Origin of the sequence: Haloarcula sp. CBA1122, assembly GCF_009741785.1 — an archaeon.
Lineage (GTDB): Archaea > Halobacteriota > Halobacteria > Halobacteriales > Haloarculaceae > Haloarcula > Haloarcula hispanica.
Map to the genome: position 1 here is coordinate 1 of NZ_WPCB01000061.1, position 18,005 is coordinate 18,005.

15 protein-coding genes and 2 pseudogenes are annotated in these 18,005 nt (G+C 64.8%); 9 read left to right on the forward strand and 8 right to left on the reverse strand.

Going from position 1 to position 18,005, the window contains the following annotated elements; translation table 11 throughout:
- Positions 1-347 (reverse strand): AAA family ATPase (locus tag GJ630_RS17215; RefSeq protein WP_191450461.1); only part of this gene is annotated, 347 nt, incomplete at its 3' end.
- A 381-nt stretch (positions 348-728) separates the two neighbouring features.
- Here GJ630_RS17215 and GJ630_RS17220 point away from each other — a divergent pair.
- The 3 genes from GJ630_RS17220 (at position 729) to pyrI (ending at position 3,401) form a co-directional block, all read left to right on the forward strand.
- Positions 729-1,865 (forward strand): VCBS repeat-containing protein, encoded by a 1,137-nt coding sequence (locus tag GJ630_RS17220; RefSeq protein WP_014040618.1) that lies wholly within the window; start codon positions 729-731, stop codon positions 1,863-1,865.
- Positions 1,866-2,022: 157 nt separating this feature from the next.
- Positions 2,023-2,937: an aspartate carbamoyltransferase gene (pyrB, locus tag GJ630_RS17225; protein ID WP_008308746.1), complete on the forward strand. Its 915-nt coding sequence runs from the start codon at positions 2,023-2,025 to the stop codon at positions 2,935-2,937.
- The gene (gene pyrI, locus GJ630_RS17230; RefSeq protein WP_008308747.1) at positions 2,934-3,401 is read left to right on the forward strand and encodes an aspartate carbamoyltransferase regulatory subunit; all 468 of its coding nucleotides are present in this window, start codon (positions 2,934-2,936) and stop codon (positions 3,399-3,401) included. Before pyrB ends, pyrI begins: the two co-directional genes overlap by 4 nt.
- A gap of 21 nt (positions 3,402-3,422) precedes the next feature.
- Here pyrI and GJ630_RS17235 read toward each other — a convergent pair whose 3' ends face one another.
- From GJ630_RS17235 to GJ630_RS17260, 6 genes and pseudogenes are all read right to left on the reverse strand, one after another.
- Complete coding sequence (locus tag GJ630_RS17235; RefSeq protein ID WP_151145937.1) at positions 3,423-4,289, reverse strand: DUF58 domain-containing protein; 867 nt, start codon at positions 4,287-4,289, stop codon at positions 3,423-3,425.
- Positions 4,290-4,338: 49 nt separating this feature from the next.
- Positions 4,339-5,280, reverse strand: a complete 942-nt coding sequence (locus tag GJ630_RS17240) for a MoxR family ATPase (protein WP_014040616.1) — start codon at positions 5,278-5,280, stop codon at positions 4,339-4,341.
- Entirely contained in the window at positions 5,277-6,233 is a 957-nt protein-coding gene (locus tag GJ630_RS17245) for a hypothetical protein (protein ID WP_191450463.1), read from the reverse strand. Before GJ630_RS17245 ends, GJ630_RS17240 begins: the two co-directional genes overlap by 4 nt.
- Positions 6,233-6,892: a chromosome partition protein gene (locus tag GJ630_RS17250; RefSeq protein WP_014040614.1), complete on the reverse strand. Its 660-nt coding sequence runs from the start codon at positions 6,890-6,892 to the stop codon at positions 6,233-6,235. The genes GJ630_RS17245 and GJ630_RS17250 overlap by 1 nt, the downstream gene beginning before the upstream one ends.
- A pseudogene (locus GJ630_RS20650) lies at positions 6,889-9,254 on the reverse strand (VWA domain-containing protein). Before GJ630_RS20650 ends, GJ630_RS17250 begins: the two are co-directional and overlap by 4 nt.
- Positions 9,254-11,047 (reverse strand): VWA domain-containing protein, encoded by a 1,794-nt coding sequence (locus tag GJ630_RS17260; protein WP_191450465.1) that lies wholly within the window; start codon positions 11,045-11,047, stop codon positions 9,254-9,256. The pseudogene GJ630_RS20650 and the gene GJ630_RS17260 overlap by 1 nt, the downstream one beginning before the upstream one ends.
- A 306-nt stretch (positions 11,048-11,353) precedes the next feature.
- On the opposite strand from GJ630_RS17260, the gene GJ630_RS17265 reads away from it, so the two are divergent.
- The 6 genes from GJ630_RS17265 (at position 11,354) to GJ630_RS17290 (ending at position 17,564) form a co-directional block, all read left to right on the forward strand.
- Positions 11,354-11,992, forward strand: coding sequence for a helix-turn-helix domain-containing protein (locus tag GJ630_RS17265; RefSeq protein ID WP_191450467.1), 639 nt, complete (start codon positions 11,354-11,356; stop codon positions 11,990-11,992).
- Positions 11,993-12,115: 123 nt separating this feature from the next.
- Positions 12,116-12,358 carry a 4Fe-4S ferredoxin N-terminal domain-containing protein gene (locus GJ630_RS17270; RefSeq protein ID WP_008308761.1) on the forward strand — a complete coding sequence of 81 codons (243 nt, stop codon included), beginning with the start codon at positions 12,116-12,118 and terminating at the stop codon, positions 12,356-12,358.
- The gene (locus GJ630_RS17275) at positions 12,351-14,846 is read left to right on the forward strand and encodes a molybdopterin-dependent oxidoreductase (RefSeq protein ID WP_191450469.1); all 2,496 of its coding nucleotides are present in this window, start codon (positions 12,351-12,353) and stop codon (positions 14,844-14,846) included. Before GJ630_RS17270 ends, GJ630_RS17275 begins: the two co-directional genes overlap by 8 nt.
- A 2-nt stretch (positions 14,847-14,848) precedes the next feature.
- Positions 14,849-15,679, forward strand: coding sequence for a sulfate reduction electron transfer complex DsrMKJOP subunit DsrO (gene dsrO / locus GJ630_RS17280; protein ID WP_050038204.1), 831 nt, complete (start codon positions 14,849-14,851; stop codon positions 15,677-15,679).
- Complete coding sequence (nrfD, locus tag GJ630_RS17285; RefSeq protein ID WP_014040608.1) at positions 15,679-16,980, forward strand: NrfD/PsrC family molybdoenzyme membrane anchor subunit; 1,302 nt, start codon at positions 15,679-15,681, stop codon at positions 16,978-16,980. Before dsrO ends, nrfD begins: the two co-directional genes overlap by 1 nt.
- A complete protein-coding gene (locus GJ630_RS17290) occupies positions 16,977-17,564 on the forward strand; it encodes a molecular chaperone (RefSeq protein ID WP_014040607.1) in 588 nt (195 codons plus the stop codon). The genes nrfD and GJ630_RS17290 overlap by 4 nt, the downstream gene beginning before the upstream one ends.
- Before the next feature lie 226 nt (positions 17,565-17,790).
- On the opposite strand, the pseudogene GJ630_RS17295 reads toward GJ630_RS17290, so the two are convergent.
- A pseudogene (locus tag GJ630_RS17295) lies at positions 17,791-18,005 on the reverse strand (trimeric intracellular cation channel family protein); the annotation flags it as partial.

Genomic DNA, 18,005 nt, shown 5'->3' on the forward strand with positions numbered 1-18,005 from the left:
GCGTCCGGGCCAGCGCCGGCCGGACAGTCGAGTACCACCGGGCGATCACGTTGGGGCAGTGTGCCGATGGCATTGTCGACAGCGGCTTCGGTTGCGTCCTGACAGGGGAGTACGTCGACGTTCTCGACGGCCGTGGCGCGCTTGGCAACCGTGGTCGGCTCAGCCGAGACCGTGATATCAGCGATTCCGGGCGTCGGATCGACGCCAGCGCGGCGGTGGAGGTTCGGCATGTCGCGGTCGGTGTCCACGACTAGCGACCGTCTGGTCGGCGTCCCCAGTGCCTGACCGACTCCGAGGGCGATGGTCGTTTTGCCACAGCCACCCTTGCCGCCAGCGATTGCGAGCATACTGCGGATGGTCCGCCTATCGGTTTTGAACCCTTGTGTTGGAGTCGAGAACATTGACAACCGAACTGGGCCGAAGGGACTGGCTTACGTCGGTTGGCCGTTGCCTACTTTTAATCGGTCGTTATATCCTGCACTCCCCTGGCCGTAGCAAGTCTACGCTTTCGGTGGCGATGGTCCCGACAGTCGACCCGTTCGAGCCTGTCCTGCATGGGTCTTGATAACTGGTGTGTAACAATAACTGGGACACCACTACTGGGGACATGGGTAGTAAGCCGAACACGGCCCTTCAGCGATACAGCATTCGTACCCCGCCCGAGCCACTCGCTATCGGTCGATGTTAGCCCAGCCATAACAATAGCGATACACCCGAACGGCTGGGACATGAATCTACATCACGAGCGCATCGAAGCCTCGCCGCCGGCGAGCACGATGAGCTTCTGTCTCACGACCGACCTCACTGGGAACGGTCGACCGGACGTCATCGTCGGGGCGCTCGGCGACGAGCACGAGGTCCAGTTCCCGCTGGTCGATACGTCAGTCGACTTGCTGTCCGTGTTCGGCATGGGGCCGCTGGCCCGCTGGCTCCAGACGAACGTGTTCTGGTACGAAAACCCCGGCTGGGAGCGCCACGATGTCGCCAGCGCACCCGAACTCTCCGTCGGTGGCTCGCTTGGCGATATAACGGGGAACGGCCGCCCGGACATGGTCGCCGGCCAGAACATTCACCAGCACAAGCTGTGGTGGTTCGAAATACCGGACAACCCGCGAAAGCAGTGGACGCGCCGGCTCATCACCGACGACTTCGAGAAGTATCACGACACCGCCGTGGCGGACGTGGACGGCGACGGACAGAACGAGGTCGTCGGGCTGTCTCAGGAGTCCGAAACGGTATTCTACTATGACATCCCCGATGACCCGACGCGTGAACCGTGGCCGGTGGCGAACCGACACGTTGTCGCCGAGGATATCGACGTCGAGGGCGTCGCTGTCGAGGACGTCGACGGCGATGGCGAGGTCGAAATCGTCGCCGGCCCCAACGTCTTCCATCGGACGGCCGATGGGTGGGACCGGGAGCCCATCGCCGAGGACTGGCAGTGTACCCGCGTCGCTATCGAGGACGTCGACGGCGATGGGGACCTGGAAATAATTCTCGTCGAGGGCGACGAACCGTATCTCGACGACCGCCCGGCCAGGCTGGGCGTGTTCGACCCGCCCGAGTGGGATCTGACGCTGCTGCACGACGACCTCTCGAACCCGCACAGCCTCGACGTAGCGGACTTCGACGGCGACGGCAATCCCGACATCTTCGTCGCGGAAATGGGGCTAGAGGACGGACACGAACCGCGACAGTTCGTGTTCCACAACGACGGGGCGGGGAACTTCGAGCAGAAAGAACTGGGAACCGGTATCCCCACCCACGAAGCGAAGGTCGTCGACCTCGATGGCGACGGTCTCCCCGACATCGTCGGCAAGGCATACACCGAGCCCCGCGTCGACGTCTGGCAGAGCAATCCCTGACTAGTTTCCTGTCCTTCTATTTCGGCCGCTAGGATCTTTCAGACCCCGTTTTCGAAGCCAGTGCCGATGCTCCCGAAGCCGAACCTGACGATGTAAGTGACCGTTCAATTCCCGTGTCGGGGGATTCAAGACCGTCCGGAGCGCGGTATCGAGTGAAATGCGGCACGACCACATCATCAGCGCGAAACAGCTCTCGCGGGGCGACATCGAGACGGTGCTCGACCACGCGGCCGACATCGCGGCTGACCCGGGAGCGTTCGCGGACCGGCACAGCGACACGCTGCTTGGCCTCCTCTTTTTCGAGCCGAGCACCCGGACGAAGATGAGCTTCACAACGGCGATGAAACGCCTCGGCGGCGACATCGTCGACATGGGCTCCGTCGAGTCCTCCAGCGTGAAGAAAGGCGAGTCACTGGCAGATACCGTCCGCGTCGTCGAGGGGTACACCGACGCGCTCGTGCTCCGGCACCCCATGGAGGGCTCCGCGAAGATGGCGAGCGAGTTCGTCGACGTGCCGCTCGTCAACGCCGGCGACGGGGCCGGTCAGCACCCGACACAGACGCTGCTCGACCTCTACACGATCCGTGAGAACGCGGGCTTTGAGGACCTGACTATCGGCATCATGGGCGACCTGAAGTACGGTCGGACGGTCCACTCGTTGGCCCACGCGCTCACGACCGTCGACGCCAGGCAGCACTTCATCAGCCCCGAGTCGCTCCAGCTTCCGCGGTCGGTCCGGTACGACCTCCACGAGGCCGGCGCGGGCATCCGCGAGCACACCGATCTCGACGAGATTCTCCCCGACCTGGACGTGCTCTACGTGACACGTATCCAGGCCGAGCGGTTCCCCGACGAGAGCGAGTACCGCGAAGTCGCCGGCCAGTACCAGATCGACGCCGACACGCTGGACGCGGCTAAGGACGACCTGACCGTGATGCACCCGCTCCCGCGCGTCGACGAGATCGCCCACGACGTCGACGAGACCACCCACGCACAGTACTTCCAACAGGCCCACAACGGCGTCCCCGTACGGATGGCGCTGCTCGACCTGATGCTCGGAGGCGACCAATGAGCGACAACGACCAGCAACTCCGCGTCTCGAAGATCCAGAACGGCACCGTCATCGACCACATCGCGGGCGGCCAGGCGCTGAACGTCCTCGCGATCTTGGGTATCGACGGGACCAGCGGTGACTCCGTCTCCGTCGCGATGAACATGCCTTCCGACCGTCTGGGGCACAAAGATGTCGTCAAAGTCGAGGGCCGCGAACTCTCCCAGGACGAGGTCGATGTGCTCTCGCTCATCGCCCCCGCGGCGACGATCAACATCATCCGTGACTACGATGTCGTCGAGAAGCGCCGCGTCGAGCGGCCGTCGGTCGTCGAGGGCGTCCTCGAATGCCCGAACCACAACTGCATCACGACCGAAGCCGAACCCGTCGACTCGCGCTTCGCCGTCGGCGACGACGGCGTCCGCTGTGAGTACTGCGATACGATCATCCGTGACGACCTGCCGGCACACATCCTCGCGGAGTAAGCCGACCCTGCCGCCGTCTGGCTACTGTAACCAGATGCTCGCAAACGAGTCGAAGTAGTCTTCGCTGGTATCAACCAGTACGTGGTCCGCGCCGAGTGCCGTAACGCGGTTTGACACCGAGTCGATGTGGGCGTCGAGCCGCGACTGGTACGTTTCGGCCAGCGAGCCGCTGAAATACGACCGGCGTTTCTCGTCGCTCTCGGGGTCGGCGAACAGCACGTCACCGACGACGCCGGGGTCCCGTTCCTCCGGGGCGACCACGCGGACGAGCAACACGTCGGCGTCGTTGCGTGCGAGCGCGGCGACGCCCGACTCGAGCTCCTCGGGGTCGGCCAGACAGTCGCTGAACACGACGACGAGCGAGCGCGAGCGAATGCGTTCGGCGTACGCCTCCAGCGCGGATTCGAAATCGGCCGTCCCGTCGGGCGTTATTTCGTTCAATTGGTCGATAAGCGAGAGGAGTTCGCCGCGGTTCGACTGCCCGGTGTCGATGCGGTTCACCCGGTCACGAAACGTGCAGAACCGGAAGTCGTTGTTCTCCTCCGCTGTAAGGTAGGCGAAGCCGAGGCCGAGCTTGGCGGCGCACTCGAACTTGTGACTCGCCGCGTCGCCGTAGTCCATCGACGCGCTCGTGTCGACGAGCAGGTGGACGGTCAGGCTCCGCTCTTCCTCGTACTGCTTGATGAAGTACTCCTCCGTCCGGGCGAACAGCTTCCAGTCGATTCGTCGCGTGTCGTCCCCCGGCGAGTACCGCCGATAGTCGCTGAACGTGAGCCCCTCGCCGACCCGCGGGGACTGCTGGTCGCCCTGCCGAATCGAGGTCGTCTGGCGGTTCAGCGCGGCGGTAAACCGGCCGAGTTCGTCCAGAAAATCCGGTTCGATAGTCACGGCTGCCCCTCCCACGGGTCCGCCCGCCAGATTGCGTGCGTCGGGTGGCTCATCCCAGCAAGTCCGCGATGAGGTCGTCTGCCGTCCGGCCCTCGCGCTCGGCCCGGAAGTCCACGATAATCCGGTGCCGGAGGACGGGCGCGGCCAGCGCCTCGATATCCTCGCCCGTGACGTGCGAGCGGCCGTGGAGGAACGCCCGCGCCTTCGCCGTCTGGACGAGCGCCATGCTCGCCCGTGGGCTGGCCCCGAACTCGATGTCGTCGGCTTCACGCGTCCGGCGCACGAGCTGGACTGCCCGGTCGCGCAGGTCGTCGGCGATGGGCATCTCGCGGACCAGTTGCTGGATCTCCTGAATCTCCGGGCGGGTCAGCGAGCGTTCGACGGGGACCTGTTCTGCCCCGGCGGTGTACATGTCGACGATGGTCCGCTCCTCGTCGTAGTCGGGGTAGTCGACCAGCAGCTTCAGCATGAAGCGGTCGGTCTGGGCCTCCGGGAGCGCGTAGGTCCCCGACTGGTCGATGGGGTTCTGGGTCGCCAGGATAAAAAATGGGCGCGGCAGTTCGTAGGTCTCGCCAGCGGCGGTCACCTGCTTCTCCTGCATCGCCTCCAGCAGGGCGGCCTGTGTCTTCGGCGTCGCCCGGTTGATCTCGTCGGCCAGCACGACGTTGGCGAACACCGGCCCTTTCTCGAAGACGAACTCGCGGCCGCTGTCGGTCTCGCGGATGATCTCGGTCCCCGTGATGTCGGAGGGCATCAGGTCGGGCGTGTTCTGAATCCGGGAGAACTGGAGGTCGGTCACCTCCGCGACGGTCCGGACCATCGTCGTCTTCCCCAGTCCCGGGTTCGATTCGAGCAGGGCGTTGCCGTCGGCCAGGATACAGATGAGCAGTTGCTCCAGTACCTCCTCCTGACCGACGATCCGCGTGCCGATCTGTTCGCGTGCGTTCGCGATCTTCTGCTGTAGTTCGTCGATGTCGTGCTCTGAGCTCATGGGTCGGTGTCCTCGTCGTCCGTGTCTTGCTCTCGAATCCTGAGATTGTACTCGCGGATGAGGTCCGCGTCCTCGACGTCTTCCTGGCCGGCGAACCCGGCCTGCTGGCTGTCGACTGTGCCACTTCCACTTCCCGGCCCCCCGGTGTCCGACGACGACGGGAACGACTGGCTCCGGTCGATTTCCTCGTCGCCGCCCGTCGAATCAATCTCGGCGGTGAGGTTCTCGTCGCCCGCCTGCACGTCCTCGCTGTCGCCGAGTATCGCGTCGCCGTCTTCGAGCCCCTCGTACTCGCTGGGCCGGTCGTTCGGCGAGTCCGTCTCGACCGGGTCGCGGTCGAGTAGGCCGATGTCGACGACGGCCACCTGCACTGTCGCCAAGCTCAGCAGGATAACGACGATAAGCGTGCCGAGCAGCCGCCGGCTATCGACGAGCGCGACGCTCGAACTCCGTTTCAGACTCGCAAGCACGTCTTCGTAGAGCCGGGCCGCCATCCGCGTTTCGGCCCCGTCCTCGACCGCGTCCCGCGCCGTTCGGAGCGCGTCGGTGACGTTCGCGTTCGCCGCCTCGAACTGCTCGACGAGTGGCTGTCGGACCCGGTACAGATACTCGCCGACGAACCAGAGCGCGCCGACGACAATGCCGACGACTGCGCCCGTCGGGAACGATAGCGCAGGTATCGAGCGGCCGACAGCCGCCCCGACCGGGTCCGTCACCGCCGTCGGAACTGACAGCTGTGTCGGGAGTGCAGTCGGCGAGAGGACAGTCAGGAAGATGTTCACCAGGAGAAAGACCAACACCGCGTCGACGATGGCGTAGATGAACGCCGCCTTCTTGCCCTCGCGTCTGACCTCGGCGATGGCGTCGGCCATGCGTTCGCGTGCCTGTGCCCGTCCGTTTTCAGGCGGCTCTTCGTCGCCGTTTTCTCCGGTATCTGTGTCGGGGTCGTCCATTAGTAGTCCTCGCAGGTCGGGTCCGGTGTCTCCATCCTGTTACAGATGGTCTCGATATCGTCTCTCAGCGCTTCGTTCTGATTTTCGAGTTCATTGATTTCGCTTTCGAGGGTGTCGATCCGCGATTCCAGGCTGTCGATATCGTCCTGCAGGTCGGATACCTGCCCCTTCAGTTCGTTGCGTTCGTCCTCTAACTCCTCGTTTTCGGCCTCCAGATCGCCGATTGTCGTTTCGAGGTCATCGACTTCGTCCTCGAGAGTGTCGCGCTCGTCCCGAAGGTCGTCGACTGTCCCCTCCAGTTCATCGACGCGGCCCTCGCTCTGGCGGAGCGACTGCCGGGTCTCTGCCAACTGACTCTGCGTGGCGTTCAACTGCTCCTCTGTCTGGTTCAGGTTGGTCGCGACCTGATCGACATCCTCCGACCGCGTCTCCAGTCGCTCTTGGAGTTCCTCGACACGGGTCTGTGTGGATTCCAGTTTATTTCTGGTGTCGTCCAGGTTCCCCCGAAGTTCGGCGTTTTCCTGTCTGAGCTCCTGATTCTGCGAGCGAAGCTCGCTCGCGGAGTCCTGGTACAGCACCGTCGTTCCGCCGGTGCCGACCATCGAGAGGACGACGAACACCACGAGCCCGAGGTTGATCCGGCGGCCGATTGCGCTCACGGGAGACCACTCTCCAGGGAGGTGCGACCGCGGTACACTTGAACACGCCGGGCGACCACCTCGCCGGTGAACAGCAGGAGCGCGCCGAGCAAGGCGAGCCAGTCCCAGGTGTTCCGAACGGTCCGGACCCGGGTGGACTTCTGGCGCGCCTCTCTGGCTATCTGTTCGCCCTGGGCCGGGCTGAAGGTCTGCCCGCCCGTCGTTTCGACGAGCGCATCGAGGCTGTCACTCGGACCGAAGGCTCCGTACTCAACGGGGTAGTTCGCCGCGTACTCGGTGTCGAGTGCGGTCTGATACCCCGCCTCCCGAGGCGTGAACTCGCCGCGATACCGGCCGTCGCCGATCTGGCGGAAGGAGATGTTCGCCGCGTCCGGGCGGCTATCGCCCTGGTAGGTCAGCGTCGTTGGACGCCCCACACGAGCATCGCTGACCGCTGTGACGCCGGTCTGCGTGCGCATGGGGTCACCCACCGCGTAGTTGACCGACTTCGTGACGACCAGCGAGTCCGGCCGGTCGAGCAGGCCGCCCATCGTGTTGTCCGAGTCGTAGGCGGTGATCGAGACGACGCGGCCCAGCCCGAACCGCCAGGAGGCGATGGCCGGCTTCCCGTCCGCGGTGGCGACCTGGTAGTCGGCCCCGGGCTTGACCTGGACGTTGTTCGCCTGGCCGGGGTTCGCAGTCAGCTCGACGCCGGCGGTGATGAACGTGTCCTCCGTGACGATTGTGAGGTTCTCCCCCTGGTAGCGCCGCGAGGAGCCGCCAAAGAGGAGCCGCAGCCGCTCGGTCTCGTCGGCGGCGAAGTACGACCCGCCCGACTCGCTTGCGATCTGGCGCATCGTCGCGACGCCGACTCGCTTGCCGACACCGACCGAGACGACGCGGGTCCCTTCGCGGCCCAGTTGGTTGGCAACGGCCGCCGGCGGGCCGAGCCGGTCCTGGCCGTCACTGAGGAGGATGATCGTCCCTTCGCGGTCGCCAAGCAGTTCGTCGGCCCCCTGAAGCCCGACGGCGATATCCGTCGCGCCACCGCTTTCCAGCCGTCGTATCTTGTCGCAGTCTCCGCCCGGTTCTGCCCGAGCGCTTGCATCTCCGAGACGCGATATGCGTTGTGGTTGAACGCGACGACGCCGACCTGGTTCTCGTCGCCGAGCTGGTCGAGCACGTCTAGGGCGACGGCTTTCTGTATCGAGAGGCCGCCCTCGGCGCTACCGGACACGTCGACGAGGATGACGATGTTCGACTCGCCTCCCGTCGCGTTCCCTACTCGGACAGGGAGCATCGAGGCCACTGATGACGTTTCGTAGCCGCCGTTCTCGTAGGCGTTGTCACCGCCCGCGACGACGAGCCCGCCGCCGTTGATGACGAAGTCCTGCAGCGCGGTGGCGTTCCCGATATTGCCCGACGGTGTGTCTTGCATGACGACGGCGGCGTAGTCGTCGAGGTCCGCCGGGACCGACGAGGCCGTCGAAACGTTGTACAGCGAGTCGAGGTAGTTCCGCAGGGGATACTCGCCCTGTGAGACGTACAGCACGTCGGGCTGTTCGACGACGCGGACGCTCTTGTAGAACACGTCGTTTCGCGCGTACTCGTCGTCGCCGGACAGCGTCGCAGTCACGCGGTGTGACCCGATTTCCTCGAACGTGTGGTCGACGGTGAGCGTGCCGTCCGGCCGGAGTTCTCCTTCAGTCACGCTCTCACCGTCGATAGTCACTTCGACGGGCACGGGCTCGAGGACGCTCACGCCCTGCATCGAGACGGTATACTGTGACTGGACGCCGCGGCTCACCGTCGACGGCCCCGCTATCGCCACGGCTCGCTCAGTGCGTGGCGACTGCGGGGTGACGCTGTGGACGGTCGCGTTGAGCCCGGCTGCGTCCTCGGCGGCTGTTGCCAGGCTCCGGCCCTCTGTGACGCGGCCGTCGGAGACGACGACGACCGTCCCGTTTGCTTGGAGATTTGCCGCCACGCCGTCGCCGATCCGCGAGTTCGACCCGCTGCCGATGGTCGCCCGTGTCACCGGGACGCCCTCGCTCTCGATATCCTGTACCAGCTCGTCGGTCGTGTTCGGATAGATACCCATGCTCGCGGATTCGTCTGTCAGCAGTGTCACGCCCGGTTCACCCGGCGTCTCGCGGGTCTGAACGGTGTACGGTTCCATCGCGCCGAGGACGAGCAGGCAGACGATGAGCACGCGGCTGGCAAGCAGGAGCCGGCGGCTCCGGTTCGAGGCCGACCGCGGCCCACCGTCGCCACGCCGGACGAGATACGCGAGGAGGCCGACGGCGACCGGCAAGACGAGCAGCGGCCACAGGTGCTCGACACCGACGGTGAGTCCCTCCCTGAGGGTGTAGGACACCGCCATCAGAGGTCACCCCGTCGGCGCAGATAGCCGACCTCGGCCAGCGCAAGTATCAGCCCGCCCAGCGCGAAGTACTCGGTCAGCGGCTGTGGCACCGACCGCTGTTCGGTCCGGGTGAGGTTCCCGGCCGTCCCGGAGCGCTGGTCGAGCGCTCCGACGTTGGTGTTTGACTCGCCCTCGTCCAGCAGCGACGCGCTCACTTGCCGGCTCTCGCTTCGGTAGAGCCCGGCTCGCTGGAGCGGGACCGAGTTCCCGGAGACGGGGCCGGCCGGCCCCTCGACGGTGGTGTTACCGAACCGGACGGTCTCACCGGTCTCGTGGTTCAGCGCCGGGAGTTGTTCCCTGTCCGCCAGATAATACACCGCCCGCTTCCAGAACACGGGGTACTGGTAGTTGAACTTGAAGCTGGACCGGTCCTCGATGTAGCCGTAGTACATCACGCGGCCGCCGTTCCGATCCTCGGTCGCGATGAGCGGCGTCCCGTCCCCCAGTTGCACCTGGGCCGACCCGGAGCGCAGCGACCCGGAGATGTACTCGTCCGGTGGCTGGAAGTCGATGCCGCGGGTGAGCTGTGTCTGTGCCGTCTGGCCCACTGTCGCGCCCGCCCGGGTCTCGCCGGGCTCGATGAGGAGGAGGTCCCGGTACCGCTGTGGGAGGTCGTCCTGTGCCAGTACCGCCACGCCGCCACCGTCTTCGACCAGTTCGCGCCCGCTTTCGACGTTGCCGGGCAACAGTGAACTCTGGTCGACGTTGCTGTACAGGATGACGTCGTAGTTCTTCTGAATGGTCGTCGGCGGCTGGCTGACCGTCACGTTCACCCGGTCGACGACCGACAGCGCGGTGGTCAGGTACCGGTTCCGGTCGTTTGTCAGCACCAGTACGTCGACAGCCGCGTCCGCCGGTGCGGCGACGTAGACGCTGTCGTCAGTCGCGAAACTGTCGCCCGGGCTGAGCCGGGCCTCGCTCCCGCCGGCCGGGACCGGCATCGTCACCGAGCCAACGTCGTCGGGTCCGAGCTGCAGTTCTCGCTGGGTGTTGCCGAGCCGAACGGTCCGGGTGACGGTCGAGTCGCCGTAGTTTTTCACCGACAGCGTCACCGCCGAGCCGGAGAACCGCCGGTCGATGAACCCGACGTTCGCGTCGCCCCCACCGTCGAACTGCTGGAGGTCGACGGAGAGGCCGCGCCCGCGCGCTGAGGTGACTGCAGTGGTCCACTCCTCGCCCGCGAAGTCGCTCAAGACGACGATTCTGGCGTTCTCACCGGCGAGCGAGGCCGCCTGCGAGATAGCGCCGCTGAGCGCTCCCGGCGCGTCCGTCGGGCTGAGCCCGTCCAGCGTCCCCTGCGCTGCCGTCGGCGTACCACGCTGGAGCACGACCTCGCCGCCGTTGGTCGTCGTGACGACGGAGGTCGTTCCTGTTACTTCTTCTTGGGCGGCCGCAACGGCCCGCTGGAAGCGTGTCTGACCGTCGGCGTCGGTCTGCATGGACGCGCTGGTGTCCACGACGATGACCGTCTCCTCGACCGTCGCCCGCTCGGAGACGGTGACGTACGGCGTCGCCAGTCCGACCGCGAGCACCAGCACGACCAGTACCTGCAACAGCAGGAGGAGGCTCCGCGAGATCCGTTCGAGAAACGGCGTCGCTGACTGCTGGCGTTCTCCGGCGACGAGAAACTGGTACGTCGGCAGCGTGAGTTCCTGCGGGTCCGGTCGGATGAGATACAGCACCACTATCGGCACCGCCAGGAGGAGAGCCGCCAGTCCCAGGGGGGCAAGCAAAACGTCCGAGAGGACCATTGTCTGTGTATCAGGCGGAGGCGGCATTTATCTTGTGAATATAGTGACACCACCGTTCGGGCACCTGACGGCGGTGTCTCTCGGCCGACTCATCGCCGGCTATGGCCCAGCACAGCAGTACAGGCGGTTATTTTCGATCCTCCGATAGCAGACGAACGCTGTCACCGACGCAATGAGTGACGCCGCCGCGGCTTCGGGAGGCTCCATTCTCCACATAGAAGAACAGGTAGAATACGCCCGCAGTCTGCGGATTTCGGCGGCGATGACAAAACCCATTTAACTGCAGATAGTCGAGTGACAATCAGAATGGGACAATCCGAGAGCGGGCCTACAGGGGCGACATCGGGGACCGCGAAAGAACGAACCCTCAAGGTTCTGTTCGAAATTGAACTGCCCGATGACTGTTCGTGCCCCCTTTCGGATCCGGATGCAGACATCGAGAACGCTCAGAACCAGATCGACGACGGCGTCTGTCACGCCGAGGTGACTGTTACCGACGAGGCCGGTACCGAGCGGGTTCTCCACTCGACAAATCAGGTCGGGGACGCCTGTCTCTGTCTCGCCTTTAGCGAGGTCGGGTGTGTTCCACGAACCCGGCGCGTAGACGGTGACTCGCTTTTCATCGAGACGTACGTCTCAGACCGAAGCGTCATCAGCGAGCTAGTCGACCAGTTGGAATCGGCCGCGAAACGAGTGCGTCTGCGACGGCTGACATCCCGACAGGACGTCGCGACCGAGTCGGAGCCCACTACAGTCGACCTCGCCTGTCTCACGACAAAACAGCGGGAAGCGGCGATACTCGCAGTGGACGAAGGGTACTATCAGACACCCCGACAGACGACCCTCGACGAACTCGCGGCCACGCTCGACATCTCGAAATCCGCACTCTCTCAACGCCTGAACTCCGTCGAATCGAAACTCGCGACGGCCGCCTTCGACCCGTAGACTCGCCTTTTCGGGCTGGACGCACTGGCAGAGACTCCCGGTGACACTCCCGCCCGTATTTAAACCTCTTCACAATACAGCGCTCTCCCTACCGAGTTTCGAGGGTAATCGGTAACTAGAGCCATGAATGACCCACAGCAGCCGCGGTTGACGCCGATTGATGAGTGGGAAGACGAAGCAGCAGCGATGCTTGACGGCGTCGAGTACGACACTGATCTGGGGCTACGGATGGCTCGGGATGCGATTCGTGTCTCGAACGGAGAACTGAGCGACGCCGAATTCCACGAGAAGTATCACGAGGAGCTACTGGCAGAGTTCGGTGAAGACGAGCGGCCGACCAAACCTGAGGGATTCGACGATGACTGACGACGACGGCGTTTACCGACGTGACGTACTGAAAGCCAGCGGAGCGGCTGCTGCCCTCGGTCTTGGCGGGGGCGAGTTCTTCCAGACGCTGGTCGAAAGCGGAGACGGAACCGGGCCGTCCAACCGTGACTCCGGTATCGAGAGCTACGTCGGGCAAAACGAGGTCATCCAGACCGTCTGCTCGCCGAACTGTCGCGGGAAGTGCCCCATCGACGTCCACGTCCGCGACGGCCAGGTGAAGAAGGTCGAGCCACATCCGCCGGAAGACGAGCAGTACAAGCGGGCCTGTGTGCTCGGCCTCTCACACACCCAGCGTGTGTACGACCCGACGAGACTGAAGTACCCGATGAAGCGCACAGACTGGTCGCCCGACGAGCCAAACCCCGACGGACGCGGCCCGGATGCCGAGTTCGAGCGCGTCTCCTGGGACGAGGCACTCGACCTCGTCGCCGACAAGATGCAGTCGCTGAAAGCAGCCCACGGCGCGGAGAGCGTCCTCTTCCACGCGGGGTCGGGGAACTACGGCCAGTCCAGCACGGCGTTCAATCGACTGGCCTCTCTGTTCGGTTCGACCCAGTCTGCCTGGGGCATCGACGCCAACGTCGGTCGCGGATTCAACCGGGTCACTGGGACCGGCTTCTTCCTTCCGTCGACGAACGAGGCCGAGGACTGGGAGAACGCGAACACCATCATCGTCTGGGGGTCGGACCTCTTCGCCAGCCAGTTCCAGATGGACGCCTCGAAGGTTCTCGACGCCGTCGAGAGCGGGGCGAAGCTCGTCGTGGTTGACCCGGTGTACACGACGACAGCGTCGAAAGCCGACCTGTGGCTCCCGGTCAAACCCGGGAAAGACGTGCATCTCGCCCTTGCGATGATGCACACTGTCTTCGAGGACGAGACGTACGACGAGGACTTCCTCCGGAAACGGACGACCGCGCCGGCGCTAATCCGCACGGACACCGGGGAGTTGCTCAAGGCGAGCGACGTCTTCGAAGACGGCGGCGAGAACCAGGTCGTCGCCGTCGAACAGGGCAGTACGACGCCGGTCGAACTCGAACCGGAGACCGGTGGCCCGTATGCGCTCTTTGGGGAGTACACCGTCGACGGCATCGAATGCGAGACGGCACTGACCAGACTCCGTGACCATGTGGCCGACTACGCGCCATCGAAAGTCGCGGCGAAGACCGGTGTCGACGCGGAAAACATCCGCACTGCAGTCCGATGGCTGGCGACTCGCGGCCCCGGTGGCATCGCCCCCAGCTACGCGATCGGGCGGTACAAACACGGGCACATCTTCGGCCAGACCTACGCGATGCTCATGGCACTGACCGGTGACTACGGTCGGCACGGAAACATCCACGCCCATCACTCCGGCGGGGCGACGCTCAGTACCGGTGGCTGGAGCGCGCCGGAGGACGCTGACCCCGGACCGTCGCTGTTCTTCCCCGAATACCCAGACGCGATACTCGACGGTGACCCGCACAAGGTCAGGGCCGTCTACTCGATCGAGTCGAACATGATGGGCAACCAGTTCCCGGACCGGCAGCGGTTCAGAGAGGCCATCAGGAGCCTTGAGATGTACGTGGTCGCGGATATGCACCACACGGATACGGTCCAGCACGCGGACATCATCCTCCCGGTTCCACACTGGTTCGAACAGGAGGATATCACGTCCAGCTGGGGGTCCCATCCACACATCAGCTACCGACACAAGGTACAGGAACCGCTGTGGGAGGCCAGAGACGACTACTACGCGATCCGCGGGCTCGCGGAGCGGCTCGGCTTTGGCGACCGGTTCCCGGAGACGAAACGCGAAATGCTCCGGGAACTCGCCGGCCGAGACGACGATATCGACTTCGACACGCTGTTCGAGCAGGGAACACAGAAGAAAGAGAGCGTCCCCATCGTCAAGTACACCGATGCGTTCCCCACCGACACGGGGCGAATCAAGATGTACGACGACGACGCCCCGAGCGAGGAGGGCGTGACGTTCGACCTCCCGCGGCCACTCGAAGACCGGACAGCCGACGACTACGAGAAGGCCGACGAGTACCCGCTGATGTTCATGCAGAAGCACAGTCGGTTCCGCATCCACTCGCAGTACGAGATGCTGAACTGGGTGCGTGAGGTCAACCCCGAACCACAGCTGGACATCCATCCGTCGGATGCGAAGGCTCGCGGCATCGAGGACGGCGAGTACGTCCGGGTGCACAACGACCGCGGCGAGATGATCGTGAAGGCGAAGTACAACGAGGCGTTCCAGCCGGGGCTGGTAAACACTGACCAGGGATGGTGGTCACGCGACTACGTCGCGGGCCACCACAACGACCTCACGCACAACGAGGTCAGCGAGGTCGGCCAGACGATGGCGTTCTACGACGTCCGTGTCGAAGTCGAACCGGCCCCCGATGACGTCGATACGGACAAGTACGAAGCCGATAACCCGCGCGGGGCCGGTGCCGACGCACCGCGCGCAGGAGGTGACTAACAATGACGAACTACGGCCTAGTAATCGACCAGGAGCGGTGTATCGGCTGTCAGGCATGCGCAGTGTCGTGTAAACAGGAGAACAACGTCCCGATGGGGCAGTTCTGGAACCGCGTCCTGACGGAGGGCGGCGACAAGATTGACACCCCGTCCGGTGGCTATCCCGAAGACGGCGGCAGTGGCTCGCTGGACATGGAGTACCAGCCGACGGCGTGCCAACACTGCGAAAACGCGCCCTGTGTGAAGGTCTGTCCGGTCAACGCGACGTACACCCGGGACGACGGGATCGTCGAGATCGACTACGACAAGTGCATCGGCTGTCGCTACTGCATGGCGGCCTGCCCGTACAACGCACGGGTGTTCAACTGGGACGAACCCGAGCAGATGCCCGAGGAGGGGACGGGCGACGTTGCCGCCCGTCCACAGGGCGTCGTCGAGAAGTGTACGTTCTGTAGCCACCGCGTCGACGAGGGACTCGACCCGGCCTGTGTCGTCAACTGCCCGGCCGACGCACGCATCTTCGGCGACCTCGACGACGAGGGGAGTACCGTCTCGAAGTACATCAACGAGTACGAGACGGACCAGCTCCTCGAAGACCGCGGGACGAACCCGAAGACGCACTACATCAGCGGCGAGATGAGTCCCGGTCGGCCGCAAACGTCGGATAAAATGGAGAGCGAACTCGACGATGTTTCTCCGTGGTCCGATGGAGCCGAGGACGTGCCGTCTGACGCCGACGGAAGCGACAGTAGCGACTCGGGTGGGAGCCCCCACTCCATCGAGGGTGATGCCGCTCCACACGTCCCGGCAGTGGGGTCCGGAGGTGATGACTGATGGCCGCTGACTCGTCACGGATCGCAATCCCGGCCTTCGGGACGAAAGGACGGCTGTGGCTCGGTCTGCTCGCAGCCCTCATGGTCGCTGGACTGGCAGCCTGGGGCTACCAACTCACCACGGGGCTGGTCGCCACGGGGATGCGCAACGTCTTCTCGTGGGGACTGTACATCATGATGTTCGTCCTGTTCGTCGGGCTGTCTGCCGGGGGACTCATCATCTCCAGTGCTCCGAAGTTCTTCCATTCACACCGCTACGAGGGATTCGCACGGCTCGGCGTGCTGGTCAGCCTCGCCTGTATCACCGTCGCAGGCCTGCTCATCCTCCCAGACATCGGGCGGCCCGAGCGACTCTACCAGTTTTTCACCTCGCCGGACTTCCGCTCGCCGATGGTGTGGGACTTCGGTATCGTCATCCTCTATGGCGTGCTAAACCTCTGGTATCTGTGGCTGCTGACCCGCCGCGACCTGGCCGCTCGCGGGTCGCGACTCGCACTGGGTGTTGCTGATACCGACGCTGGACGCGAGCGTGACCGCACGCTCATGTTCTGGACGGCAGCACTCGCTCTCCCGACCGCGGTCGCACTCCACTCGGTGACCGGGTGGATTTTCGCGACGCAGATCGGTCGGGGCGACTGGTTCAGCCCCCTCGTCGCACCGGTGTTCATCGCCAAGGCGCTCGTCTCCGGGCTCGGGCTGTTGCTGGTCGTGTCGGTACTCGCAGACCGGCTCACGAACTACGAGGTCGACCGCGAGGAACTCACGAGTCTCGGGAAGATACTCGGCATCTTCCTCGCGCTTCACGTAGTGTACTTGCTCGCGGCCGAGCGACTGCCCCACGCCTGGGCGAACCACTTCGAGTTCTGGGCCATCACCAGTAGCTTCCTCATCGGCGAGTCCGTCTACTTCTGGCTCTGGACAGTCGTCGGCGGGGCGGTCCCGCTTGTCATGCTGATGATTCCATCGCTCCGGAAGCGCGTGTCGGTCATCTTCACCGCGAGCCTCCTCGCGGTCTTCGGCACGATGTTCGAAGGGATCCGGCTGGTGTTCACGGGGTACGAAGTCGCTAACATCGCCCTCCCACCGGGTATCTCGACCGGTGGTGAGTATGCCGGCATCACGACGGACATCTGGGCGACTGCGGGGGCCTACACCCCGACGCTGGTCGAAGTGGCTGTCACCCTCGGTATCGTCGCCTTCGGCGCACTCATCGTCACGCTCGGCCTGAAATACGTGCCGATTCAGCGAGTCGAGAGACCCGAATCGTACGCGACTGACGGCGGTCGACAGGAGCGACAATGACCAGACAGACTGACGCTCCCGCCAAGCGTGAGCGGGCATCCGAGCGCGGCACAGACAGCGACGGATTTCGCTCGGATGTCGCGGCGACCTACGCCGTCCTCGCCGAATGCTGGCGGGAACCGACCGAACAGCTGGTCGAAGCCGTCGAGACCGGAGAGCTGGTCCCGGTGGTCGGCGACGTCGGCTCGGTTGACCTTCGCCGTCTCAACGCCGAGTACACCCGGCTGTTCATCGGGCCGGACGGGCCACCGTGTCCACCCTACGAGAGCGTCTATCGCGACGGGGACGACCCGGACGAACTCGGCCCGGTCAAGGGGCCAGCCACGATGGCTGTCGTACGCTGGTACCGGGAGTTCGGCGTCCAGCCCGCGGCCGACCATCCGGACCTCCCGGACCACATTGCGACCGAACTGGAGTTCGCCGCCTATCTGGCAGAAGCGGGCTTCGACGAACGGCTTGCCCAGTTCCGTACGGAGCACCTCGATGCGTGGGCTGACGAGTTCCTCGGGCACGTCGAGGCAGAGACACGCGAAGCGTTCTACGCGTCACTGGCGGCGACGACCCGGGAGGTGCTCGGTCAGTAGGGGATCTGCGGGGCACTGATCGGGTTCGTCGCGGCGGCCGACTTCCCCTCACCCATTTTCGCGGTCAATACGCGTTCAGAGTCGTGTGCGCCGTCAGCGACCAGTATCGCGACGAGTACGAGAGACAGCTCTCACAGGCGGTCCCACAGTCGGTCACAGCGACGAAGCCCAGCGGATGCAGGGGAGCGGGGCATGACAGACGGGAACCCGGAGCTGCGGCGTGGTTCTACTGTGTGTCGCGTCGTTCCCACGCCTGGACCGTCGGGAGCGACCACCCGCGACCGATGCCCAGCCCTCGGGCCAACAGCACCGCGAGCGCGCACCCGGCCGATGCCGCACCGGCCGCCGCGCCCAGCTGTGCCAGCGCCCAGAAGGCGAGGCCGCCGATGACGGCACAGGACGCGTAGAAGTCCTCGCGGAGGATGAACGGCGTCCGGCCCA